21 protein-coding genes and 1 pseudogene are annotated in these 23,150 nt (G+C 74.0%); 9 read left to right on the forward strand and 13 right to left on the reverse strand.

What is annotated here, in order from left to right:
• Positions 1 to 46: 46 nt before the first annotated feature.
• Together Q0963_RS13305 and Q0963_RS13310 are read right to left on the reverse strand one after the other, a co-directional pair.
• Positions 47 to 2,434, reverse strand: a complete 2,388-nt coding sequence (locus Q0963_RS13305; RefSeq protein WP_299446697.1) for a sodium-translocating pyrophosphatase — start codon at positions 2,432 to 2,434, stop codon at positions 47 to 49.
• A 187-nt stretch (positions 2,435 to 2,621) separates the two neighbouring features.
• Positions 2,622 to 2,957, reverse strand: coding sequence for an STAS domain-containing protein (locus tag Q0963_RS13310; protein WP_299446700.1), 336 nt, complete (start codon positions 2,955 to 2,957; stop codon positions 2,622 to 2,624).
• An 89-nt stretch (positions 2,958 to 3,046) separates the two neighbouring features.
• Here Q0963_RS13310 and Q0963_RS13315 point away from each other — a divergent pair, with 89 nt between their 5' ends.
• Both Q0963_RS13315 and Q0963_RS13320 read left to right on the forward strand, forming a co-directional pair.
• Complete coding sequence (locus Q0963_RS13315) at positions 3,047 to 5,326, forward strand: DEAD/DEAH box helicase (RefSeq protein ID WP_299446703.1); 2,280 nt, start codon at positions 3,047 to 3,049, stop codon at positions 5,324 to 5,326.
• Positions 5,327 to 5,398: 72 nt separating this feature from the next.
• On the forward strand, positions 5,399 to 5,929 hold the full coding sequence (locus Q0963_RS13320; RefSeq protein ID WP_299446706.1) for a hypothetical protein: 531 nt from the start codon (positions 5,399 to 5,401) through the stop codon (positions 5,927 to 5,929).
• A gap of 15 nt (positions 5,930 to 5,944) precedes the next feature.
• Here Q0963_RS13320 and Q0963_RS16565 read toward each other — a convergent pair.
• The 8 genes and pseudogenes from Q0963_RS16565 to Q0963_RS13355 all read right to left on the reverse strand — a co-directional run.
• Positions 5,945 to 6,298, reverse strand: a pseudogene (locus Q0963_RS16565) (Rv3654c family TadE-like protein); the annotation flags it as partial.
• Positions 6,295 to 6,666, reverse strand: a complete 372-nt coding sequence (locus Q0963_RS13325; protein ID WP_299446709.1) for a TadE family type IV pilus minor pilin — start codon at positions 6,664 to 6,666, stop codon at positions 6,295 to 6,297. The pseudogene Q0963_RS16565 and the gene Q0963_RS13325, both read right to left, overlap by 4 nt.
• Positions 6,663 to 6,863: a DUF4244 domain-containing protein gene (locus Q0963_RS13330; RefSeq protein WP_299446712.1), complete on the reverse strand. Its 201-nt coding sequence runs from the start codon at positions 6,861 to 6,863 to the stop codon at positions 6,663 to 6,665. Before Q0963_RS13330 ends, Q0963_RS13325 begins: the two co-directional genes overlap by 4 nt.
• A 132-nt stretch (positions 6,864 to 6,995) precedes the next feature.
• The gene (locus Q0963_RS13335; RefSeq protein WP_299446715.1) at positions 6,996 to 7,421 is read right to left on the reverse strand and encodes a type II secretion system F family protein; all 426 of its coding nucleotides are present in this window, start codon (positions 7,419 to 7,421) and stop codon (positions 6,996 to 6,998) included.
• Positions 7,422 to 7,531: 110 nt separating this feature from the next.
• Positions 7,532 to 8,281 (reverse strand): hypothetical protein, encoded by a 750-nt coding sequence (locus tag Q0963_RS13340; protein WP_299446718.1) that lies wholly within the window; start codon positions 8,279 to 8,281, stop codon positions 7,532 to 7,534.
• On the reverse strand, positions 8,266 to 9,435 hold the full coding sequence (locus Q0963_RS13345) for a TadA family conjugal transfer-associated ATPase (RefSeq protein ID WP_299446774.1): 1,170 nt from the start codon (positions 9,433 to 9,435) through the stop codon (positions 8,266 to 8,268). The genes Q0963_RS13340 and Q0963_RS13345 overlap by 16 nt, the downstream gene beginning before the upstream one ends.
• Before the next feature lie 5 nt (positions 9,436 to 9,440).
• Positions 9,441 to 10,184 (reverse strand): hypothetical protein, encoded by a 744-nt coding sequence (locus Q0963_RS13350; protein WP_299446721.1) that lies wholly within the window; start codon positions 10,182 to 10,184, stop codon positions 9,441 to 9,443.
• Between the two features lie 664 nt (positions 10,185 to 10,848).
• On the reverse strand, positions 10,849 to 11,706 hold the full coding sequence (locus tag Q0963_RS13355; RefSeq protein ID WP_299446723.1) for a hypothetical protein: 858 nt from the start codon (positions 11,704 to 11,706) through the stop codon (positions 10,849 to 10,851).
• A gap of 67 nt (positions 11,707 to 11,773) precedes the next feature.
• Here Q0963_RS13355 and Q0963_RS13360 point away from each other — a divergent pair, with 67 nt between their 5' ends.
• From Q0963_RS13360 to Q0963_RS13375, 4 genes are read left to right on the forward strand one after another with little or no spacing between them, the layout of a single operon-like run.
• Positions 11,774 to 12,967 (forward strand): sensor histidine kinase, encoded by a 1,194-nt coding sequence (locus Q0963_RS13360; protein ID WP_299446726.1) that lies wholly within the window; start codon positions 11,774 to 11,776, stop codon positions 12,965 to 12,967.
• A gap of 22 nt (positions 12,968 to 12,989) precedes the next feature.
• Positions 12,990 to 13,769, forward strand: coding sequence for a LytTR family DNA-binding domain-containing protein (locus tag Q0963_RS13365; RefSeq protein ID WP_299446729.1), 780 nt, complete (start codon positions 12,990 to 12,992; stop codon positions 13,767 to 13,769).
• A gap of 4 nt (positions 13,770 to 13,773) precedes the next feature.
• The gene (locus Q0963_RS13370; RefSeq protein ID WP_299446732.1) at positions 13,774 to 14,154 is read left to right on the forward strand and encodes a hypothetical protein; all 381 of its coding nucleotides are present in this window, start codon (positions 13,774 to 13,776) and stop codon (positions 14,152 to 14,154) included.
• Positions 14,151 to 15,683, forward strand: coding sequence for a cation acetate symporter (locus Q0963_RS13375; RefSeq protein ID WP_299446734.1), 1,533 nt, complete (start codon positions 14,151 to 14,153; stop codon positions 15,681 to 15,683). The genes Q0963_RS13370 and Q0963_RS13375 overlap by 4 nt, the downstream gene beginning before the upstream one ends.
• Positions 15,684 to 15,703: 20 nt before the next feature.
• Here Q0963_RS13375 and Q0963_RS13380 read toward each other — a convergent pair whose 3' ends face one another.
• Together Q0963_RS13380 and tdh are read right to left on the reverse strand one after the other, a co-directional pair.
• A complete protein-coding gene (locus Q0963_RS13380) occupies positions 15,704 to 16,897 on the reverse strand; it encodes a glycine C-acetyltransferase (protein ID WP_299446737.1) in 1,194 nt (397 codons plus the stop codon).
• Positions 16,898 to 16,945: 48 nt separating this feature from the next.
• Positions 16,946 to 17,986: an L-threonine 3-dehydrogenase gene (gene tdh / locus Q0963_RS13385; RefSeq protein ID WP_299446740.1), complete on the reverse strand. Its 1,041-nt coding sequence runs from the start codon at positions 17,984 to 17,986 to the stop codon at positions 16,946 to 16,948.
• Between the two features lie 125 nt (positions 17,987 to 18,111).
• Between tdh and Q0963_RS13390 the strand changes: the two genes are divergently transcribed.
• Positions 18,112 to 18,672, forward strand: coding sequence for a hypothetical protein (locus tag Q0963_RS13390; RefSeq protein ID WP_299446743.1), 561 nt, complete (start codon positions 18,112 to 18,114; stop codon positions 18,670 to 18,672).
• A 264-nt stretch (positions 18,673 to 18,936) separates the two neighbouring features.
• Entirely contained in the window at positions 18,937 to 20,286 is a 1,350-nt protein-coding gene (locus tag Q0963_RS13395) for a DUF4832 domain-containing protein (RefSeq protein ID WP_299446746.1), read from the forward strand.
• Positions 20,287 to 20,357: 71 nt separating this feature from the next.
• On the opposite strand, the gene Q0963_RS13400 is transcribed toward Q0963_RS13395, so the two are convergent.
• Positions 20,358 to 21,278, reverse strand: coding sequence for a phenylalanine 4-monooxygenase (locus Q0963_RS13400; RefSeq protein WP_299446749.1), 921 nt, complete (start codon positions 21,276 to 21,278; stop codon positions 20,358 to 20,360).
• A 340-nt stretch (positions 21,279 to 21,618) separates the two neighbouring features.
• Here Q0963_RS13400 and Q0963_RS13405 point away from each other — a divergent pair.
• On the forward strand, positions 21,619 to 23,150 hold a 1,532-nt coding region (locus Q0963_RS13405), incomplete at its 3' end, for a DUF4832 domain-containing protein (protein ID WP_299446752.1).

Raw genomic sequence — 23,150 nt, forward strand, 5'->3', positions numbered from 1 at the left:
AAGGGCCGGCCCCGTGACGGGACCGGCCCTTCGGACCGCGGCGGACTCAGACCTGGGCGGGTGCCGGGTCGCTGTCGCTGTCGGTGTCCACGGCGCGGACGCCCGAGTCGAGGTCGTCCCCCCCGATGGCGATGTCCTTGCTCTTGGAGTACGCGACCGCCCCGACGACGATGGCGAACGCGATGCCCGCGATGCCGTACCGCAGGGGAGCCGAGGCGTCGACGCCGATCGACAGCGTGATGATCGCCGGCGCGATGAGCACCGACACGAGGTTCATCACCTTGATGAGCGGGTTGATCGCCGGACCGGCGGTGTCCTTGAACGGGTCGCCGACGGTGTCGCCGATGATCGTCGCCTCGTGGGCCGAGCTGCCCTTGCCGCCGTGGTTGCCGTCCTCGACGATCTTCTTCGCGTTGTCCCAGGCGCCGCCGGAGTTCGCGAGGAACACCGCCATGAGCGCGCCGGAGCCGATGGCACCGGCCAGGAAGCCGGCGAGCGCGCCGACGCCGAGGCCGAAGCCGACGGCGATGGGCATGAGCGCGGCGAGGAGGCCGGGAGTGGCCAGCTCGCGGAGCGAGTCCTTGGTGCAGATGTCGACGACGCGGCCGTACTCCGGCTTCTCGGTGCCGTCCATGATGCCCGGGTGCTCGCGGAACTGCCGGCGCACCTCGAAGACGATGGCGCCCGCGGCGCGGGTCACCGCGTTGATCGCGAGGCCCGAGAAGAGGAAGACGACGGAGGCGCCGATGATGAGGCCGACGAGCGTCGACGGCGTCGTGATGAGGCCCTGCGCGTCGACGACGAACTCCTGAGCCGACTGCAGCTGCTGCTCGCTGAGGGCGTTCGGGTCGATCTTGTTCAGCGCGGTCTGCCACGCGTCGGTGTAGGACCCGAACAGCGCCGTCGCCGCGAGGACCGCCGTCGCGATGGCGATGCCCTTGGTGATGGCCTTGGTCGTGTTGCCGACGGCGTCGAGCTCGGTGAGGATCTGCGCGCCCTCGCCGTCGACGTCGCCCGACATCTCGGCGATGCCCTGGGCGTTGTCGGAGACCGGGCCGAAGGTGTCCATGGCGACGATGACACCGACGGTGGTGAGGAGGCCGCACCCGGCGAGCGCGACGAGGAACAGCGACAGCGAGACCGCGCCGCCGCCGAGGAGGAAGGCGAGGTAGACCGCGCCGGCGATGATCGCCGCGGTGTACACGGCCGACTCGAGCCCCACCCCGATGCCGGAGAGGACGACGGTGGCCGGGCCGGTGAGCGAGGTGCGCGCGACGTCCATCGTCGGGCGCTTGTCGGTGCCGGTGAAGTGGCCGGTGAGCCACAGGATGATGCCGGCGAGGACGATGCCGATGAGGACCGCGAGGACGGCCGCGAGGCGCGGGTCACCCGTGAGCGCGCTGATCTGCTCGTTCGAGGAGCCGAGCTCGGCGTAGGTGGCCGGCAGGTACACGTAGGCGGTGATCGCGCTGAGGATCGCGGAGACCGCTGCCGAGATGTAGAAGCCGCGGTTGATCGCGTGCAGCGCGTTCTCGCCCGGGCGGGCCTTGGTGATGAACACCCCGAGGAGCGCGGTGAGAGCACCGATCGCCGGGATGAGCAGCGGGAAGACGAGGCCGTAGGAGCCGAACGCCACCGAGCCGAGGATGAGGGCTGCGACGAGCATGACGGCGTAGGACTCGAAGAGGTCGGCGGCCATGCCGGCGCAGTCGCCGACGTTGTCGCCGACGTTGTCGGCGATCGTCGCGGCGTTGCGGGGGTCGTCCTCGGGGATGCCGGCCTCGACCTTGCCGACCAGGTCGGCGCCGACGTCGGCGGCCTTGGTGAAGATGCCGCCGCCGACCCGCATGAACATCGCGAGCAGCGCGGCACCGAAGCCGAAGCCCTCGAGCACCTTGGCCGCGTCGCCCTTGTAGAGGAGGACGACGACGGCCGCACCGAGCAGGCCGAGGCCGACCGTGGCCATGCCGACGACACCGCCGGTGCGGAAGGCGATGCGCATGCCGACGTCACGGCCGTTCGCACCCCGCGCCGCGGACGCGACCCGGACGTTGGCCTTCACCGCCAGGCTCATGCCGAGGTAGCCGATGGCCGCCGAGAACAGCGCACCGAGGACGAAGAAGCCGGAGCGGCCCCAGCGGATCTCGGCGGTGTCGGCGGGCAGGAGGAGCAGGAGGCCGAAGACGAGGACCACGAAGACGGACAGGGTGCGGAACTGCCGCGCGAGGTACGCCTGGGCGCCCTCCTCGACGGCCGCGCCGATCTCCTGCATCTTCTCGGTGCCTGGGTCGGCCGCGAGCACCTGCTGCCGGAACACGAAGCCCATGACCAGGGCGACGAGCGCGATGACCGCGACCGTGACGACCAGGGTCAGGTTGGTCCCAGACAGTTCCAGGGCGCTCGACTCGGCGTTCGCGAGTGCGAGGGGTGCCATTCCATCCTCCTTGACGGCGTTGTTCCACCCCGGGCGCAGACAGCGCCGACACGGGGACGGTTCGGGGGGACCCTACCGGTCACGCCCGGCGCCCCGCGCCCCGGGGGCGATGTGGCGCGCTTCACACGCCGGGCGGGTCAGGGGCCGTGATGAGGCGGCCGGACGCCGACGGACGAGAGCACGTGGGTCAGGCCGCGAGGGCCTCGTCGACGCTCTCGTGGATGCCGAAGACCTTGTCGAGCCCGGTGATCCGGAAGACCCGGAGGATGCGCTCGGACGTGCACACGATGCGCAGCCATCCCGAGGCGTTGCGGACGAGCTTGAGGCGCCCGACGAGCACCCCGAGGCCGGTGGAGTCGAGGAAGGACACCTTGTCGAGGTCCACGACGAGCCGGACGTGGCCCTCGGCGATCTCCTGGTCCAGGGTCACGCGCAGCTGTGCCGCGGTGTGCACGTCGACTTCCCCCTCGACCGAGACGACGGTGATGTCGTCGTGGTGGGACGTGGTCACGGACAGCTCCACGCGGCTCGCTCCTCGGGAGGGTGCTGGATCATCGGGCGTCGTGGTCCCGGGCCGGTGTGACGTCAGGACCAAGGATTACCGTAACGGGCGTGTCCAGCCCTGCCCAGCACTTGGCCCGAATCGCCGGGGGTGACGCGGGCGACCGGCTGCTGCACGTGGAGCACCTCCCCGCGCGTCAGGCCCTGCTGGCCGAGTGGCCGCCGACGGTGTCGCCCGCCGTCCTCTCGGCCCTGCTGGCGTGCGGTATCGACCGCCCGTGGAGCCACCAACGCGCCGCCATCGACCTCGCCGAAGCAGGCGAGCACGTCGTCCTGGCGACCGGGACGGCCTCCGGAAAGAGCCTGGGCTACCTCGTCCCGGTGCTCGGCGCCCTCGCCGACGGGGCGGCATCGGGGGTGCGCGGCCCGACGGCCCTCTACCTCGCGCCGACCAAGGCCCTCGCCGCCGACCAGCGGGCGCGGGTCGACGCCTTCGCCGTGCCGGGGGTCCGGGCCGCGACCTACGACGGCGACACCCCACCCGACGAACGGCGGTGGATCCGCGAACACGCGAACCTCGTCCTCACCAACCCGGACCTGCTCCACCACTCGCTGCTGCCGGGGCACGCGCGGTGGTCCAGGTTCCTGCGGGGGCTGCAGTACGTGGTGGTCGACGAGTGCCACATCTACCGGGGGGTGTTCGGGTCCCATGTGGCCGCGGTGCTGCGCAGGCTGCGACGCGTCGCGGGGCGGTACGGCTCGACGCCGACGTTCGTGCTGGCGTCCGCGACCGTGAGCGACCCGGCAGGGCACGCGAGCCGGCTCATCGGCCTGCCGGCCCGCGCCGTGACCACCGACGGGTCGCCGCGGGGCGCGATGACGTTCGCCCTGTGGGAGCCGCCGACCGACGGCGAGGGGCAGCGGCGCTCCGCGACGACCGAGGCCGCCCACATCCTGGCCGACCTCGTCGAGGACGGGGTCCAGACCGTGGCGTTCGCACGCAGCCGGGCCGGCGCCGAGGCGCTGGCCACCGGCGCGCGGCGCCGGCTGGAGTACCGCGACCCCGCCCTGGCGCAGTCGGTCGCGGCGTACCGGGGTGGCTACCTGCCCCAGGACCGCCGCGAGCTCGAGCGGGGACTGCGGACGGGGGCGGTGCGGGGCCTGGCCGCGACGAACGCGCTCGAGCTGGGCATCGACGTGAGCGGGCTGGACGCTGTCGTCATGGCCGGGTGGCCGGGGCGACGCGCCAGCCTGTGGCAGCAGGCGGGGCGGGCCGGGCGCTCGGGCGCGGCGTCGCTGGCGGTGCTCGTCGCGGGCGACGACCCGCTGGACTCCTACCTCGTGCACCACCCCGCGGCGATCTTCGGCACGCCCGTCGAGAGCACCGTGCTGGACCCGGACAACCCGCACGTCCTGGCCCCGCACCTCGCCGCCGCCGCCGCGGAGCTGCCGCTGGGCGAGGCCGACCTCGAGCTGTTCGGGACCTCCTCCCGGCGGCTGCTGGACGTCCTCGTCGACGGCGGGATCCTGCGCCGGCGGCCCACCGGCTGGTTCTGGGCGCGCGAGGACCGCCCCACCGACCACCTGTCCCTGCGCGGCGCGAGTGATGTCGTGGCCGTCGTCGAGACCCGCACCGGGAGGGTCATCGGGACCGTCGACGAGGCGTCGGCGCACGCGCAGGTGCACACCGGAGCCGTGCACCTCCACCAGGGTGAGACCTGGGTGGTCACCGACCTGGACCTCGAGACGCGCAGCGCGCAGGCCGTCCGGGGAGACCCGGGGTGGTCGACCCACGCCCAGTCGGTGAGCAGGTTCGACATCCTCTCGACCGACCGCCGGGCACCCCGGGCGCGCGTCGAGGTGGCGTTCGGCAGTGTGCGGGTCACGACCCGGGTGACCGGCTTCCTGCGCCGGCTCCCCGGCGGCGAGGTCATCGGCACCCACCCGCTCGACCTGCCGGAGCGTTCGCTGACGACGAAGGCGGTGTGGTGGACCGTGCCGGCGGACGTGCTCGTGGCCGCCGGTGTGGAGGAGCGCCTCGTGCCCGGTGCGCTGCATGCGGCCGAGCACGCCGCCATCGGGATGCTGCCGCTCGTCGCGACCTCGGACCGGTGGGACGTCGGCGGGGTGTCGACCGCCCTGCATCCGGACACGGGCCTGCCCACCGTCATGGTCTTCGACGGCTACCCGGGCGGGGCGGGCTTCGCGGAGCGGGCGTTCGGGGCGTTCTCGGAGTGGGTGCGGGCCACCCGCGACGCCGTGCTGGAGTGCGGGTGCAGCAGCGGCTGCCCGGCCTGCGTCCAGTCGCCCAAGTGCGGGAACGGCAACGAGCCCCTCGACAAGCCGGGCGCGGTGACGGTGCTCGAGCTGGCACTGGCCCCCGTCGGCTGAGGCCCTGCCGGACACCCCGGCGGCCGCCCGCAAGGCGCCGTCTGCGCTGGTCAGCGGGAGTAGGGTCGGGCCATGGTCATCTTCGGCGTCCTGCTCATCATCGTGGCTGTCATCGCGGGAGTCCTGCTGTTCATGGGGACGGGGTCGCTGACGGACACGGTCGACTTCGAGATCCTCGGGGGCACGCTGAGCCTGCCCCCGGTGGCGCTGCTGGTGACGGGCATGGTGGTCATCACGGTCTTCTGGTTCGGCTGGTTCCTGCTGCGGGTGGGCACGACGAGGGCCCACCGTCGTCGTGCGGCGGCCAAGGAGGCGGCCCGCGAGGCCGAGGAGCAGCGCCTGGCCGACGAGGCCCGCCTCAAGGAGGAGCTCGCGGCACGTGACCGCGAACTGGCCGAGGAGCGCGCGCGGCACGAGCAGCGCGAGGCCGAGCTGCGCCGGGAGGCGGACGAGCGAGTGGCGGACCAGCACGTGTCGACCGAGACGGCGCGACGCCGGGCCGAGGTGGCCGAGGCACGAGCCGGCGAGCGGCGGCCCGGGACCGCGGAGCCGGCGGCCGACCCGGCGGCTCCGGCCGACCCGCCGGGAGAGCGCACCAGCTGACTCCGGCCCGGCGCGGGCCCGGGCCGTCACGGCGTCGGGCAGCCCCCACGCGGTGAGGCCGGGCCGCAGCGGGACCCGCACCGCGACGACGACGGTGCCGTCGGGCCGGGTGAGGCAGCCGTCGAGCACGCCCCCGTCGTGCTGCACGAGACGCAGCGCAGCGCCGCAGTCGGCGACCCCGCCGGCCGTGAGCGGGGCGCCCGCCGCCAGGGCCGCGCGGTCGGCCAGGCCCCGCGCCCGGTGCACGTCGCGCACGACCGACCCGAGCACCAGCGCCCCCGCGAGCGCCCCGGCGAGCACCCCGACCCCGGCGAGCACCAGCACCGTGCCACTGCCCCGGTCGCGGCATCCGGCCTGGAGCCGCCTCACCCCGACCCGCCCTGCGGGGACTCGAGCCGGGCCACCGCCGAACCACTCACAACGGTGTCGAGGCCGAGCCCGGCGAGCATCGGCGGGGCCGGCGCCCGGACGGTGACGCGCACCGACCCCGCCCACAGCGCGGTGTGGACCTGCGCTCCCCGCGGTGCCGCCCGGAGCGCCGCGGCCCGGACGGCGAGCGGGCCCTCCCCTCGCGCCGCCAGGCGCGCGCCGACGTGGGCGGCGTCGACGACCCGGACCCGGTCGAGGCCGAGCCGGACGGCCGACAGGGCGAGGGCGAGCACCACGACCAGGACCGGGATGGCCACCGCCAGCTCGGCCGTGACCATCCCGGGGTCCGCCCGACGGCGGACGCTCATGCCCCCAGGGCCGAGACGACGATCTGGGTCAGCGCGCTCTTGACCGGCGCGGACCGGACGACGGCCAGGAGCAGCGCGGCGAACGCGACCGCTGCCACGGTGCCGACCGCGTACTCGGCCGTGGTCATGCCCTCCTCCCCCAACGGGCGCGGCCGGCGCGCCGCGGTGCGGATCCGGCGGATGAGACGTGGTCCCATGTGAAGTCCTCCCTCGTGGTGGCGCGGCTCTCGCGCCGTCCACCCAGCCTGCGCAGCGGCCGGGGCGGCGGCGAGACCCCGGCGCGGATCTGTGGACGACGTACCGCACCGCAGACGCCTGTGGACGGCGAGTCACGTCGGCCCGTCGGCGAGGAGCAGCAGGACGACCGGCACCACCGTCGTCGCCACGAAACCCGGCAGGAAACACAGCCCGAGCGGCAGCACGAGGAGCACCCCGGCGCGCTGGACCGCCGCCTCGGTGCTGCGCGCCGCCTCCTCACGCAGGCGACCGGCCGCGTCCTCGAGCAGCGCCGAAGGAGCGGCTCCCGCTGCGGCGGCGGCGTGCCAGGCCGACGCCGCCGCGCCCCAGCCGGGCCCCACGTGGTCCCACGCCTGCTCTGGCGGGACTCCCCACCGATGCGCGGCTGCGACGACACCGAGCTCGCGCCCGGCATCGGTGGGGTCGACCGCGGCCACCGCCTCGAGACCTTCGACCATGCCGGACCCCCCGCGCAGCACAGCCGCCACCAGGGACAGCGCGACCGCCGCGTCCTCCACCCGGGCAGGCCCCGGGCTGACCGACGCCGACCGGAGTGCGCCCCACGCCGGCCCCGGCCGAGGTCGCAGGAGAACCGCAAGCCCCAGGAGGACCGCAGCCACGGTCGGGCTCACGGGTCCGCGGCCGTCGTCGCAGGACGGTGCGCATGCCGGACGAGGGCTGCGGACCACCACCAGCCGACGGCGGTGAGGCCGAGCCCGGCACCTGCAGCGAGCCACGAGGCGCTGCTGCCATAGAGAGCGCGGGGGTCGAGCCCCACGAAGAGGGTGACCACCGGCCCGGCCACCGGCAGGGCGCACAGCAGACGCATCGATGCCCGCGGCCCGGCGAGAGCGACCTCGGTGCGGTGGCGGGCCGCCGTGCGGGCCCGGATGGCGCGCGCCGCCGCGGCGGTCGTGTGGGCTGCCATCGCGCCGGTGCGCTCGCTGAGCTGCCAGGCCCGGGCGAGCACCAGGAGGTCCGGGTACGCGGCGCCCACGAGGCCGGCCCGCGAGGAGAGGTGGGATGCGGGTGCGGCCGGCTCGGACGCCAGGGTGGCCGCCGTCTGACCCAGCCAGGGCGCCGCCGCCCGCACGGCCGGGGTGCGCGCCCCGACACCCAGGGCCGCCGGCAGGTCCAGTCCGGCTCGTAGGCCCACCGCGACGACCTCACCGAGGTCGGCCACCCAGTCCGAAGGCTGGGCTGTGCGCCGTCGCCACGGACCGAGCCGACGCAGCGCCAGGACGGCCAGACGCGGGGCGGTTCGCGTGGACCCGCGCGCCACGGCACGCCGCGAGCGCGCAGCGGTGCCCGCGCGGGACGGCCACAGCGCCACCGCCAGCAGGAGGAACCCGACGACGGCGGCTACCCCGCCGGCCACGGCCCTGCTCCCGCCGCGTCCGACCCCAGGAGCGCCCGGAGGTCGCCCCACCCCTCGCCCTGCCGCGCGCCACCGGAGCCGTCGCACAGGGCGGTGCGGACGACGACGAACCCGCCGGGGTCGACGGCCGGGACCCCGATGCGCTCGACGAGGCGCCGGCCGTCGGGTCGCCGCGCGACGTGCACGACGGCGTGGAGCGCCCCGCGGAGCTGGGCGTGCACCGCCTCGCGCGGCATCCCGGCGAGCGAGCCGAGCGCCTCGAGCCGCGCCGGGACCTCGGCGGGTCCGTTGGCGTGCAGCGTCCCGGCGCCGCCGTCGTGGCCGGTGTTCAGCGCCGCGAGCAGGTCACGGACCTCGGGCCCCCGGACCTCGCCGACGACGAGCCGGTCGGGGCGCATCCGCAGGGCCTGCCGGACGAGGACGGCCAGGGTGACCTCGCCGGCGCCCTCGACGTTGGCCGCTCGCCCCTGGAGCCGGACCACGTGCGGGTGCTCGGGGTCGAGCTCACGGACGTCCTCGACGACGACGATGCGCTCCTGCGCCGGGCACTCCGCGAGGAGCGCGCCGAGAACGGTGGTCTTGCCGGCGCCGGTACCGCCGGTGACGAGGAAGCTCGCGCGGACCCGGACCAGGGCCCGCAGGGCCTGCGCCATCTGCGGGCCGACCGCACCGAGGGCCGCGAGCGCCGCGAGGCCACCGGGACGCCGGCGGGCGATGCGCAGGCTGACCTGGGGCCCGTCCTCGGCCAGGGGTGGCAGGACGGCGTGGAGCCGGACCCCGCCGGGGAGCGTGCCGTCGACCCACGGCTGGGCGTCGTCGAGGCGACGCCCGGCGAGACCGGCGAGGCGGACTGCCAGAGCGCGCAGCTCGCCGGCCGCCACGCGCTGCCCGGTGGGCCGCACGCCGTCGCCCCGGTCGACCCACACGGTGCCGTCGCCGTTGACGAGCACGTCGGTGACCGCGGGGTCGCGTACGAGGACAGCGAGGGGCCCCAGCCCGACGAGTCGGTCGGTGAGGGCGTCGGCGGCGAGGTCCCGCCCGCGCGCCCCGAGGACCTCGAGCTGCTCGTCGGCGATCCGGCCGATCGTCGACGGGGTGGGGACGCGCCCCGCCCGGATCGACCGGTCGACCGCGCGGACGACCGCCGCCTCCATCGCCGTCACGACGCGCGCCCGACGTGGCCACCGCTGCCGGGAAGCGCGGACAGGGCGGCATCGGCGGCCCGCCGGACCGCGTCGCGGGCGACGCCGGGCCAGAGACCGCGCTCGGCGGTGCGGACGACGGCGGGGTCGTCCTCGAGATGGTGCAGGTGGGCGACGCCGAGATGGGCCTCGACGTCGTCGAGGAGGGCCGCGGTGGGGCGCGGCCCGCGGGTGACGGCCCGCAGGTCGGTGGACCCGTCGACGAGGTCGACCACGGCCTCGACACAGGCGTCGGCGTCGGCGAGCGCGCGGGTGCGCAGGCCCACGAGCACGAGGACCAGGTGAGCCGACGCCACCGCCGCCGGGAGGTGGGGCGAGCGACGGGGGACGTCGAGCACCACCGGGCCCTCGCTGCCGGCGACCAGGGCGGCGAGCACGTCGGACACCGCCGAGGCCGGGACCGCCCGCGGGCCCGGGCCGCCCGCCGAGAGGATGCCGCACCCGTCCTCGCGCGGCAGCGAGGCGAGCAGCGACTCGGTGGGCACGGGCCCTTGCACGCCGGCGAACGCCGGCCACCGCTGACCGGGAAGGTGCTCGACCCCCGCCGTGACGTCGAGGCCACCGCCGGTGAGGTCCAGGTCGACGACGACGCTCGGCGGGCCGATGGCCGCGAGGCGTCGGCCCACGGCGACCGCCAGCGTGCTCGCGCCCAGCCCGCCCGAGGCGGCGACGACGGCGATGACGGCTGGCAGGGAGGACATGCATCGAGGGTCCCCGCGGCACGGCCGGGACGGCAGGGGGGTGCGGGCGATCTGTGGACGCCGGAGTGCTGCGACACCCCCTGTGGACAACGCATCCGGAGCCGGACCTGGAAGCGGACATAGGACGGCCCCGGTCGGGGGCGGGGTCCCCGCGACTCGGGGCGCCGAGAGGGCCGCCTGGAAGCGGACATAGGACGGCCCCGGTCGGGGGGACAACCGGGGCCGTCGGCGAGCCGAGCTCCGGGGGGGAGAAGCCGGTCCGCCATCCGCTCAACCCCTAGGGGGAGCGAGTAGGACAATCGTGTCCCATCGGTGCCACTCTGCGCAAGCCCGCCACTCCGTTGTCTAGGTCGTCCTCAGGCCTCGCTCAGCGCGTCGGCAGGCGGCGACTGGGACATGGTGGGCCTCCGGACCCTGGCAACAGGGGACGCCACGAGGCCCTCGCCTCGTGGCGAGGGCCTCGTGCCGCCGCAGGCTTCGGGCGACCAGGCGTGCTCCTGAGCCGTCGGAGCGGGTCAAGCCCGCCACGACCGGTCCATCAGTGGACTGCCCGCGCGTGGGTGTCCCGTCGTCCTGCGGTAGATCGTGCCCCGGGAGAAGAACTCCCGAGGGTTCGTTTCTACACCCGCCGGACACCGCCGACCAGCGATCGGTGCATGCGGATTCACAGCCGTCCGGCGAGGACCGCGTCGGCGACCTTCGCGCCCTCGTCGGCGGCCGCCTGGATCGCGGTGCAGCAGTGCGAGACCCACAGCCCCACCCCGGCGGCGTCACCCCGCCCGTAGGCCGCGAGCGCGCCGACGTACGGGGCGATGCCCTGCGCCCCGTGGCCTGCTTCGACGACCGCGACCCCGGTCGGGTCGAGCCCGGACGCCTGCACGAGGGCGCGGTCCAGGGCCCGGGCGACGACGGCGTTGCCGCGGACGAACGGGCGCACGGTGGCGAGCTCGGCGTGGACGACCGCCGCCGCCACGACGACGGGCACCCGGGGGGCGGCGAGGAGGATCTCGGCGACTCCCCGCAGCCGGGAGGCGGCAACCGTGGCCTCGGGCGCCGGCCCGAGGTCGGCGAGCTCGGAGCACCCCTCGCCGGCGGTCCTCGGCCGTCCCAGGGCGTCGTCGGGCACGAGCCCGGCGGCCGCGACCGTGTGCAGCCTCGCGAGGGCCTGCAGCGGCGCCGAGAGCACGACGGAGCGCACCCGCTCGCTCTCGGCAGTGGCACCGACGACGCCACGCACGACCTGCTCGACCGGGTCGGGGTCCGGCGACCACGTGACGGCTCCCCGGACGATGTCGCGGACGACGTCGACGGGCAGTGACGCCCCTTCGAGCTCGGCGCTGGCGACCGCGCCCCGGACCCGGGACTCCGCGGCGGCCTCGGCCGTGCGGCGGCGCAGTGCGGCGTGCCACCGGAGGCGGGTGCACGCCTCGCGGGCGGCCTCCACCTGCTCGGGGATGCCCGGCAGCTCGGCGAGCCGGGCGACGGCCTCGACCGCGGGACTGGCGGCGGACTCGGAGGGCATCCGGGCAGCCTAGCCAGCAGCGACCGGGCCCTCCCGCGCGGTGCCGGGTGAGCCTAGGGTGTGGCGCATGACGGGCATCCACTGGCCGACGGCGGTGCTCGTCGGGGGGACGGTGCTGCTGCTGTGGCTCGGGGTCGCGCTCCTGCAGCGCAGCCGGCGCCGGGGCTTCATCTCCGACACCGACCGGGCGACGTACGCGACCCTGCACACCGCGTCGCTGGCCGCCCGGCACCTCGGCGACGGCCTGTCCCCGGAGGCCGCCGAGCGGGCCGGACGCCACCTGTTGTCCATCCTCGGCGCGCAGGCGGTCTCGATCGCCGGCCCCGGCAGCGTCCTGTCCTGGACCGGCCGGGGCGACCACCACCGTGACCTGGCCGTCCCGCTCGGTGAGCAGACCCTCGGGACGGGCCGCACCGTCGCCCACCGCGGGGACGCTGTGGCGTGCGAGGACCTCGAGTGCCCGATCCGCGGCGCCGTCACCGCTCCCCTGGCGACCGACGACCTCGTCGTCGGGACGCTCACGGCGTGGACCGACCGCCCCTCGCCCGGGCTGACCCGGGCCACCGAGGAGGTCGCCGCCTGGGTGAGCAGCCAGCTCGCCCTCGCCGAGCTCGCCCGGACCCGCAACCGCGTCATGGAGGCCGAGCTGCGCGCCCTGCGGGCCCAGATCAGCCCGCACTTCATCTACAACAGCCTCGCGGCCATCGCGTCGTTCGTGCGGACCGACCCCGACCGGGCGCGTGAGCTCCTCCTGGACTTCGCCGACTTCACGCGGTACGCGCTGCGCACGGGGGGCACGTTCACGACGCTGGCGGAGGAGCTGCGCAACGTCGAGCGCTACCTCGTCCTGGAGCAGGCGCGCTTCGGCGACCGCCTCCGGGTCTCCCTGCTCGTCGCTCCCGAGGTCCTGCCCGTCACGCTCCCGTACCTGGCGGTCCAGCCCCTCGTCGAGAACGCGGTCCGGCACGGGCTGGCGAGCAAGGAGGGGATCGGGCACGTCTCCATCACCGCGACCGACCTCGGCTCGGCGGCGGAGATCGCGATCGAGGACGACGGCGTCGGCAGCGAGCCCGAGCGCATCCGCACGATCCTCGACGGCGCGCACGCCCACGACTCGGTGGGACTCGGGAACGTCGATGCCCGGCTGCGACAGGTGTACGGCGACGAGTTCGGGCTCACCGTCGACACGGCCCCGGGGGCGGGGACCAGGGTGAGCTTCCGGGTGCCCAAGTTCGCACCCGGGGTCCACACCCAGGACTGAGCATCGGCCGTAGGCTCCGGACATGTCCACCGCCGGGCTCGTGGCCCTCGTCGTCGACGACGAGGCGCCTGCGCTGTCGGAGCTCGGGTACCTCCTCGAGCGCGACCCGCGCGTCGCCGAGGTCCTCACGGCCGCCAGCGGCACCGACGCCCTGCGCCTCCTCGACACTCGCGACATCGACGTCGTCTTCAGCGACATCTCGATGCCGGGGCTCGACGGGATGGCGCTGGCCCGGGTCATCTCGCGGTTCGCCGTCCGCCCCCAGATCGTGTTCGTCACGGCCCACGAGCGGCATGCGGTCGACGCGTTCGCCCTCGCCGTCACCGACTACGTCATGAAGCCGGTGCGCGGCGACCGCCTGGCCGAGGCCGTCCGCCGGGTCGTCGACCAGCGTGAGCGCGCCCGCGCCCGCAGCGAGGACGGGACGTCGGGCCCACCGCAGGTCGAGGACGAGACGATCCCGGTCGAGCTGGGCGGCGTGACGCGGTTCATCTCCCGGAGCCAGATCCGGTTCGCCCAGGCGCACGGCGACTACGCCCGCCTCCACACCGACACCGGGTCGCACCTGGTCCGCATCCCCCTGTCCGCGCTCGAGGAGAAGTGGGGCGAGGTCGGGTTCGTCCGCATCCACCGCTCCACGCTCATCGCGCTCGCCCACGTGCGCGAGGTGCGGATGGACCACGGGCGGTGCTCCGTCCTCGTCGACGAGGTCGAGCTCCAGGTGAGCCGGCGGCACACCAAGCAGCTCCGGGACACCCTGCTCCGCCGGCCGCTCGGGGACCGCGGCACCGGCGGGGACTGAACGGATGAGCACCCCCCAGGAGCCGCCGCCCCGGGTGCGCGTGACGAGCTCGCGTCGCGGGGCCGTGCCCGTCGGGCCCCGCCCGCCCGCGCGTGATCTCGACGAGCAGACGGTGCTCGGCGACGTCTACCTGCGCGGGCTCATGCGCGCCCAGCTGCGCCTCTCGCTCGCCGTCCTCGCCCTGACCGTCGTCGGCCTCGCAGCCCTGCCCGTCACGCTGGCGCTCGTGCCCGCCACCCAGGGGACCACGGTGTTCGGGGTGCCGTTCCCGTGGCTGGTCCTCGGAGTCGCGGTGTACCCGGCCGCGTGGGTCCTCGCGCGGTGGTACGCCCGGCAGAGCGAACGCCTCGAGGCGGACTTCGCCGACGTCGTCGAGGCCCCGTGAGCAGCCCGCTCTCGCTCGCCGCGGTCGTCGCGGTCTGCCTGACGACCCTCGTCGTCGGCGGGCTCGGGCTCCGGCTGTCCCGTCGGACGAGCGACTTCTACGTCGCCGGGCGCACCGTCTCACCGCGGCTCAACGCCTCGGCCATCGGCGGGGAGTACCTGTCGGCGGCGAGCTTCCTCGGGGTCGCCGGGCTCGTCTACGGCGCCGGCATCGACATGCTCTGGCTGCCCGTCGGGTACACCCTCGGCTACCTCGTCCTCCTCGTCATGGTGGCGGCCCCGATGCGCCGCTCGGGCGCCTACACCCTGCCCGACTTCGCGGAAGCCCGGCTGGGCTCTCGCGCGGTGCGGCTCGTGTCCTCGGTGCTCGTCGTCGCCATCGGCTGGCTCTACCTCGTGCCGCAGTTCCAGGGCGCCGGGCTCACCCTGACCCTCGTCACGGGCGCCCCACCCTGGGTGGGCGGTTTCGTCGTCATGGTCGTCATCGCTGCGGCGGTCGGGGCCGGCGGCATGCGGTCCATCACGTTCGTGCAGGCGGTCCAGTACTGGATCAAGCTCACCGCGCTCGCCGTGCCGGCCTTCGCCCTGCTGTTCCTGTGGTTCCGGGCCGGGCACCCCGCCCCGGTCGTGCCGCCGGACTGGCACGCCCTCCTGAGCCGCTCCGGTCCGGACGACCACCCGGTGTACCGGACCGTCTCGGTGGTGCTCGCGCTGTGTCTGGGGACGATGGGCCTGCCGCACGTCCTCGTCCGCTACTACACCAACCCCGACGGGGTCGGGGCCCGGCGCACCACCGTCACCGTCATCGCCCTCCTGGGGGTGTTCTACCTCCTGCCCCCGGTGTACGCGGCCCTCGGTCGGGTCGTGTACCACGAGCTGCCGGACGGGGTCCGCAGCGACTCCATCGTGCTGCGCATCCCCGGCGAGCTCGCGGGCGGTCTCGGCGGCGAGGTCATGACCGCGATGCTCGCCGGCGGGGCGTTCGCGGCGTTCCTGTCCACGGCGTCGGGGCTCGCGATGTCGGTGACCGGCGTCATCGACCAGGAGGTGCTGCGCCCACGCTTCTCGCGCCTCAGCGGCGGGGACGCCCCCGGGATCCGGGGGTTCCGGTACGCGGCGGTCCTCGCGGTCGTGCTGCCCTACCTCCTGAGCCGTGCGATCGAGCCCATGGGCCTCGCGACGACGGTGGGCCTGGCGTTCGCCGTCGCAGCGGCGACCTTCGCGCCGCTCATCATCCTGGGGGTCTGGTGGCCCCGGCTGTCGGTCCCGGGCGCCATGACGGGGCTGCTCGTCGGGGGCGTGGCGACGGTCGCGTCACTCGGGGTCACGATGGCGCGTGGGGACCTCGACGGCTGGGCCGGGGCGCTGCTGGCCAACCCCGCGCTGTGGGCGGTCCCCCTGGCCATCACCTCCGCCGTCGTCGTGTCGCTCGCGACACCGGGCCGGATCCCGGCGTCGACGACGCGGATCCTCGTCCGGCTGCACACGCCCGAGCGGGTGGCACTCGCCCGCTCGCGGCTGCGCGACTGACCGACGGGCCCCGCCCGGGGTCAGGCGACGGCGTCCCTGGCGGCGGTGAACGCCTCGACGCAGCGGCGCACGTCCTGCTCGGAGTGCGCGGCCGACAGCTGGACCCGGATCCGCGCCTTCCCCTTCGGCACGACGGGGTAGCTGAACGCGATGACGTACACGCCGTGCTCGAGCATGTGGTCGGCGATCCCGGTGGCCTGGCGGGCGCCGTCCTCGCCCGGGAACATCACCGGGACGATGGGGTGGGACCCCGGCAGGAGGTCGAAGCCGGCCTCCTCCATGAGCTCGCGGAACAGGGCCGCGTTCCGCCGCAGGGCCTCGCGGGGCTCGGCGGACGCCTCCACGAGGTCGAGGGCGGCGAGCGACCCCGCGACGACGGCCGGCGCGACCGAGTTCGAGAACAGGTAGGGCCGGGACCGCTGGCGCAGGAGGTCTACGACCTCGCGGTGGCTCGCGACGTAGCCGCCCGACGCCCCGCCGAGGGCCTTGCCGAGGGTCCCGGTGAGGATGTCGATCCGGTCCATGACGCCGAACATCTCCGGGGTGCCGCGCCCGCCGTCGCCGACGAAGCCCACGGCGTGGCTGTCGTCGACGAGGACCATCGCCTCGAACTCGTCGGCGAGGTCGCAGATCTCGTCGAGTGGGGCGTAGGAGCCGTCCATCGAGAAGACCCCGTCGGTGACGATGCAGACGCGCCGAGCCCCGGCCTCGCGCGCCGCCGAGAGCTGGGCCCGCAGGTCCGCCATGTCGGCGTTCTTGTAGCGGTACCGGGCGGCCTTGCTGAGCCGGATACCGTCGATGATCGAGGCGTGGTTGAGCTCGTCCGAGACGATCGCGTCCTCGGCCCCGAAGAGCACCTCGAACACACCACCGTTGGCGTCGAAGCACGAGGAGTAGAGGATCGTCGCCTCCGTCCCGAGGAAGTCCGAGAGCCGCTGCTCGAGTGCGGTGTGCTGGGTCTGGGTGCCGCAGATGAAGCGGACCGACGCCATCCCGAAGCCCCACGTGTCGAGCGCGGCCTTGGAGGCGCCGACGACGTCGGGGTGGTCGGCCAGCCCGAGATAGTTGTTGGCGCAGAAGTTCAGCGACTCCCCTGACGTCGTCCCGACGTGCGCCGACTGCGGGGTGGTGATCTCACGCTCGCGCTTGTAGAGCCCGGCGTCCTCGATCTCCTGCAGGGTCGCTGCGAGCTGGTCCTTGACTGCGCCGTACACGTCGCCTCCTCGTGGGTGGAATCGCCCGTCAGCCTAGGCCCGCTCGGGTCACGACCAGTCCAGGACCACCTTGCCGCCGCGACCCGAGCGGGTCTCGGCGAAGGCCTGCTGCCACTGCTCGGCCGGGTAGCGGCCGGTGATGACCGACGACACGGCCTCGCGCAGCCGGTCCGAGGTGGCGAGCATCGAGCCCATGAGGTACCAGGTCTCGAACATCTCGCGGCCGTAGATGCCGCGCAGCGTGATCATGTGGGTGATCACCCGGCCCCAGTCGATGGCGTAGCGGTCCGTCGGCAGCCCGAGCAGCGCCACCCGCCCCCCGTGGTTCATGTTCGCCAGGAGGTCCTCGACCGCCGCCGGCGACCCCGACATCTCGAGCCCGATGTCGAAGCCCTCGACCATGCCCAGGGCCTGCTGGGCGTCGGCGAGGGTCTCGCCGCGGCTGACGTCGACGACGTGGTCCGCGCCCGCGGCGGCCGCGAGCGCGAGCCGCTCGGGCGACAGGTCGGTGACGGCGATGCGCCGCGCACCCGCGTGCCGCACCACGGCCGTCGCCATGACGCCGATCGGTCCGGCCCCGGTCACGACGACGTCCTCGCCGACGACGGGCCACTGCAGCGCCGTGTGCACCGCGTTGCCCAAGGGGTCGAAGACCGCACCGAGGTCGGGGTCGAGGTCGCGCGGCTGCACCCAGGCGTTCGTCGCGGGGATGACGACCAGGTCGGCGAAGGCCCCGTCGCGGTTGACCCCGATGCCGATCGTGTGGATGCACAGGTGGCGGCGGCCGGCGCGGCAGTTGCGGCAGGTGCCGCACACGACGTGCCCTTCGCCGGAGACGCGGTCGCCGACGACGACGTGGTCGACGTCGGCGCCGACCTCGACGACCTCGCCGAAGAACTCGTGACCGAGGGTGAGCGGGGCCCGGACGGTGGCCGCGGCCCAGTCGTCCCACTGCTCCAGGTGGAGGTCGGTGCCGCAGAGACCGGTCCGCAGCACCCGCACCTTGACGTCCTTGGGTCCGCACCGCGGTTCGGGGATGTCGACGAGCTCGAGCCCGGGACCGGCGGAGACCTTCCTCAGTGCACGCACGGGGCCCATCATGCCGTCGCCGGGTCGCCGCCCGCCGGTCAACCCCCGGTGGCCGTCAGGCGTCCTTGTATCAGGGCCGACCACCGACCCTCCTCGAAGGAGACGCAGCACCGAAGGAGACCACCATGACCACGCACCAGCCCATCCCCCGCCCACCGGCTCCCGCGCGGCGACGCCGCGCCGCGGCCGTGCTCGCCGCGGCCATCGCGCTCGGTGCGGCTCCGGCCACGCTCGCGGCGACGCCGGCGAGCGCCCACTCCTGCGCGGTCACCTGGGGCTCGCTGGCGAAGACCTCGGCCCCCCTGGCCACCGGCCGGGTCACCGGCGTCCGCTCGGGGCGGCACGCCTGCTACGACCGCCTCGTCGTCGACATGACGGGCCGGGCCCCGGGCTACAACGTCCGGTACGTCTCGACGGTCACCCAGGACGGGTCGGGCCACCCGGTGCCGGTCGCCGGCGGCGCGCGCCTGGCGGTCGTGGTCAAGAAGGGCGCGACGAGCGTGCCGCGCATGCCCTCGGTCGCGGGCTACTCGACGTTCCGGCAGGTGAAGTGGGCGGGCTCGTTCGAGGGCTACACGACGCTGGGCCTGGGCGTGCGCGCCCGGCTGCCGTTCCGCGTCTTCACGCTGGACGACACCGCGACGGGTCGGAGCCGGCTCGTGGTCGACGTCGCCCACCACTGGTGACCCCGGCGGCTCACCAGCACATCTCCACACCGACCGAGCGGGATCCGGGCCATGGAAGGGCCGGGATCCCGCTCGGTCCTGCATTGTCGCGTTTCTTGACCAATGCCAACCAGTGGTCATGAACTGGTAAAGAAATCGCATTCGAGCGTATTCGCCCGCATCGGCGTGTCACCCTTGACAAGCCGGATCGCGCCTGCAGGGGGTGCCAGGACGGTCCGGGGCGACGCGGTGTCGCTCCGGGGTTTCCACCCGGAGAGGAATCCGATGCGCACCCCCCGCCGATCGATCGCGCTCGCCGTCGCCCTGAGCACCGCCTGCGGCGGTGTCGTCGCCGCCCGGTCAGCCGAGGCCGCCACGACCGCGCCCAAGGCCGTGAGCGTCACCAAGACCTACGTCGTGCCGAGCACCGACCTGCCCAACGCGTTGCGCGGTCAGTACAAGTGGATGGGCTACGGCTCCCAGCCGTCGTCGTACCCCAGCCCCGACGTGTACTACCGCGACCAGGTCTACTGGGGCCGCATCGAGCCCTCCCGCGGCCAGTACGACTTCCGCTGGATCGAGGACGGCCTCAACCGGGCCGGAGCCGCGAAGTCAAAGTTCGGGTTCCGGGTCATGGCGTACTGCCCCGGATGCTGGATGGACAAGCGCAACACGGCCGACTGGCCGCGGGTCACCCCCTCCTTCGTGCCCCGCCAGCCGGGGACCGACATCCCGGACTGGAACAGCGAGCAGTTCCTCTCGTCGTGGGAGGCGCTGATGGCAGAGCTCGGTCGCCGGTACGGCAAGGACCCGCGGCTCGGTTACGTCGACGTCGGTGGCTACGGCAAGTACGGCGAGTGGTGGGTCGACAAGGGCCAGACCCGGATCACCGACGCCAACGGCCTGCGGCTGATCGCCGCCGTCAACAAGGCGTTCCCGACCAAGCACGTCCTCATCAACACGATGACGCCGGTCGACTTCACCCTGAAGGCGCTCGCGACGAACCCCCGCATGGGGCTGCGCACCGACAGCCTCGGTGCCCGGAACATGAACTCGATGGCCGCCGTCGACACCCGCCTCCAGTCGGTGTGGAAGACCCGGCCCTTCTTCACCGAGTGGGCCACGACCGGCGACCCCGTCGCCGGCCGGGACCAGGTGAAGAAGTTCCACCTGGCGACGACCTCCAGCGCGAACATGCGGCTCACGTACGACAACATGACCTCGACGCAGCGCTCCGCCTACGTCTCCGCGGTGCGGTCCTCGGGGTACCGGTACCACGTGTCGGCGGTGAGCCTCGGCGCGCTCAAGCGCGGCACGAGGATCCCGGTGAAGATGACGATCAAGAACACCGGCGTCGCCCCCACGTACGACTCCTGGAGCGTGCAGCTGCGACTCACCGACTCGTCCGGTCGGCGGGTGTGGACCCAGGGTATGGGGATCACGCTCAAGAGCCACCTCCCCGGCACCAAGACCTACACGAAGTACGTCACGGTGCCCACGACCCTCAAGCCCGGCACGTACACGGCCTCCTTCGCGGTCGCCGACAACGCCGGCTACCTGCGCGACATGTACCTCGCCAACGGCGGGCGGCGCGCGGACGGCGGGTACGGCTTCGCGACGGTCGGCGTCGGCTGACGCCCCCGGCACCGACGACGGGCGGCGGTCTCCCCTGCGACCGCCGCCCGTCGTCCTGCCCGGGTGACCTGCTAGACCCCGACCCTCTGCGCGCGCAGCCGCGCCGCGAGGTCGTCGTCCACCGTGGCGAAGAAGTCGCCGACGACGTCCTCGAGGTGCTCCACGCTCTCGGCGCGGAAGAGGATCGGCTGGTAGGACGTGATGTCGTAGTTGAGCGTCCCCATGTCGTGCAGGTCGAGGGGCCGGATCTCCATCGACCGGAACTCGTCCATCTCGCCGTAGCTGCTGAGGATCCCGGCGCCGTACGCCTTGAGCTCGCCCGCCTCGGCCATCACTCCGAACTCCATCGAGAACCAGAAGACGTCGGCGACGAACTTCACCGCGTCGTCGGTCTCCAGGCGCAGGCTCGCCTGTCCGGCGGCCTCGGTGATCGCCGCGAACCGCGGGCTCGCGAGCTGGTTCCCGTGGCCCACGACCTCGTGGATGATGTCGGGCTCCGGGGTGTACAACGGCCGGCTGCCGTGGCGCAGGTACTGCGTGGAGTGGAACGTCCGGCGGCCGAGGTCGCCGTAGAAGTCGCGCAGCGGCACCAGGCCCGGGGCGCAGGTGTACGTCCACCCGGTCAGCGGGTGGAGGCGCTCGGTGACCTCCACGAGCTGGGGCACGTGGTCGGTGGGCAGACCGAGGGCGGCCTTGCCGGCGAGGAACTCCGAGTGCGCGTACTGCTCGTGCTTCGGCGTCAGCTCGGCCCAGACGGTGCGCCAGATGGCGTGCTCGTCCTCGGTGTAGTCGACGGTCGGCACCGGCTCCCCCGGGCGGTGCGCCAGCGCGACTCCGGCGATCTCGGCCCGCCGGGCGCGGTACGCCGCGTCGTGGAGTCCGGGGTGGTTGTCCGACAGGTGCACCTGCACCGATCCGTCGGAGTCGGTCGTCACGGCCGAGTAGAGCTGTCCCTCCTCGAACACCGCGCTCACCTCCTCGTGAGTGGCCATGGCCTCGTGGGCCCGATCGCACCACGGAACCACTCCGGGCCGCGATGCGGAACCGTTGGCGTGTCGGGTGTGCAACGAGCGCACAGATTCACCAGCAGTAGCGGCGCGGAACCGGACAATCTGCCCAGTCATTGCACCGGACGCCGAGTGGCCCAGGCCCCCATCGGCCGTTCGGCCGGGATGCCCGCTTCGTCTGCGCCCGGCGTGTCGCGTCCCTAGAGTTGCCCTGATCCGCTAGTGGACGCAGGGGTGCTCACGCAGCGGATCCGGTGAGACAGAGGCTCGTACACGCGGTCGCCACGACTGCGCGGGCATGAGATCGACGTCCTGGGAGGGACCGATGCGCACCCCTGCACGATGGCTCCGCGCCGCCGCACTGACCGCTGCCGCCAGTCTGTTGACGCCCGCGCTCGTCGCAGCGGTCGGCCCCGCCGGCGCCTCCGCCGCGACGACCCAGACCACCCTGCGCCCCGGCGTCGTGTCACTGTCCGCGGCCGAGATCGCGAACCCGATGCGCGGCCAGTACCGCTGGATGGGCCAGAACTCGCAGCCGGGCGACTGGCCGACGACCGACGCGTACTACCGCGATCAGGTGTACTGGGGCCGGATCGAGCCCCAGCGGGGTCAGTACGACTTCCGCCACCTCGAGACCGGGCTCGCCAACGCGGCCTCGACCTCGGGCAAGTTCGGCTTCCGCGTCATGGCCTACTGCCCCGGCTGCTGGATGGAGAAGCGCAACACCGCGGACTGGCCGCGGGTGACCCCGTCCTTCCTCCCGCGCCAGCCCGGGACCGAGATCCCCGACTGGAACAGCGAGACCTTCCTCTCCGCGTGGGAGGACCTCATGGCGGAGCTCGGCCGCCGGTACGCGGACGACCCCCGGCTCGGCTACGTCGACGTCGGCGGCTTCGGCAAGTACGGCGAGTGGATGCCCGCCGGCACCGACATCACCGCGTCCAACGCGATGCGGCTCATCGGCGCGGTCGCGTCCGCCTTCCCCGAGAAGCACGTGCTTCTCAGCGCGGTGCCGATGTGGACCAAGCGCCCCGACATCACCGGGAGCGCCGTGTCGGCGTACTCGAACCTCGGGCTTCGCAGCGACTGCCTCGGCCAGAAGGACATGCAGATCCCGACGACCGCGTTCCTCGACCTGTGGAAGACCCGTCCGTTCTTCACCGAGTGGTGCACCGGCGGCGACCCCACGATCGCCGAGGACCAGGTGTCGAAGTTCCACGTCTCGACGATCTCGAGCGGGAACCTGCGGCTCACCTACGACGCGATGACCTCCGCCCAGAAGTCGGCCTACCAGCGGGCGACCAAGGCGAGCGGGTACCGCTACGCGGTGACGCAGGCGACCTTCTCGGGCATCGCACCGGGCAAGCCCTTCACGGCGAGCCTCACCCTGTCCAACGCCGGCACCGCTCCGACCTACGAGCGGTGGACGACCCGCCTCGTCCTGCGCGACTCCTCGGGTGGGCGGGTCGCGACCCTTCCGCTCTCGCTGGACTTGCGGACCCGGCTCCCCGGGTCCTCCACGTTCTCCCAGACGCTCACGGCTCCGGAGCTGCCCGAGGGCAGCTACACGGCCGCGCTCGAGGTCGTGGACCCCGAGGGCTACCTCCCGCCGATGCGGCTCGCGAACACGAGTCGGGACATCGAGGGGGCCTACCCGCTCGGCTCCGTTCCGGTCGGTCACAGCGAGCCCAGCGAGTCCAGCGAGCCCGCGGTGCTGCGGCTCTCAGGGTCGGACCGGTACGCCGCCTCCGCGGCCATCAGCGCCGAGACCTTCCTGCCGGGCGTCCCCGTCGCCTACGTCGCCACCGGCTCGAAGTTCCCCGACGCCCTCTCCGGCGCCCCCGCCGCGGGCGTCCA

It is taken from the genome of uncultured Phycicoccus sp. (genome assembly GCF_947495705.1).
Lineage (GTDB): Bacteria > Actinomycetota > Actinomycetes > Actinomycetales > Dermatophilaceae > Phycicoccus.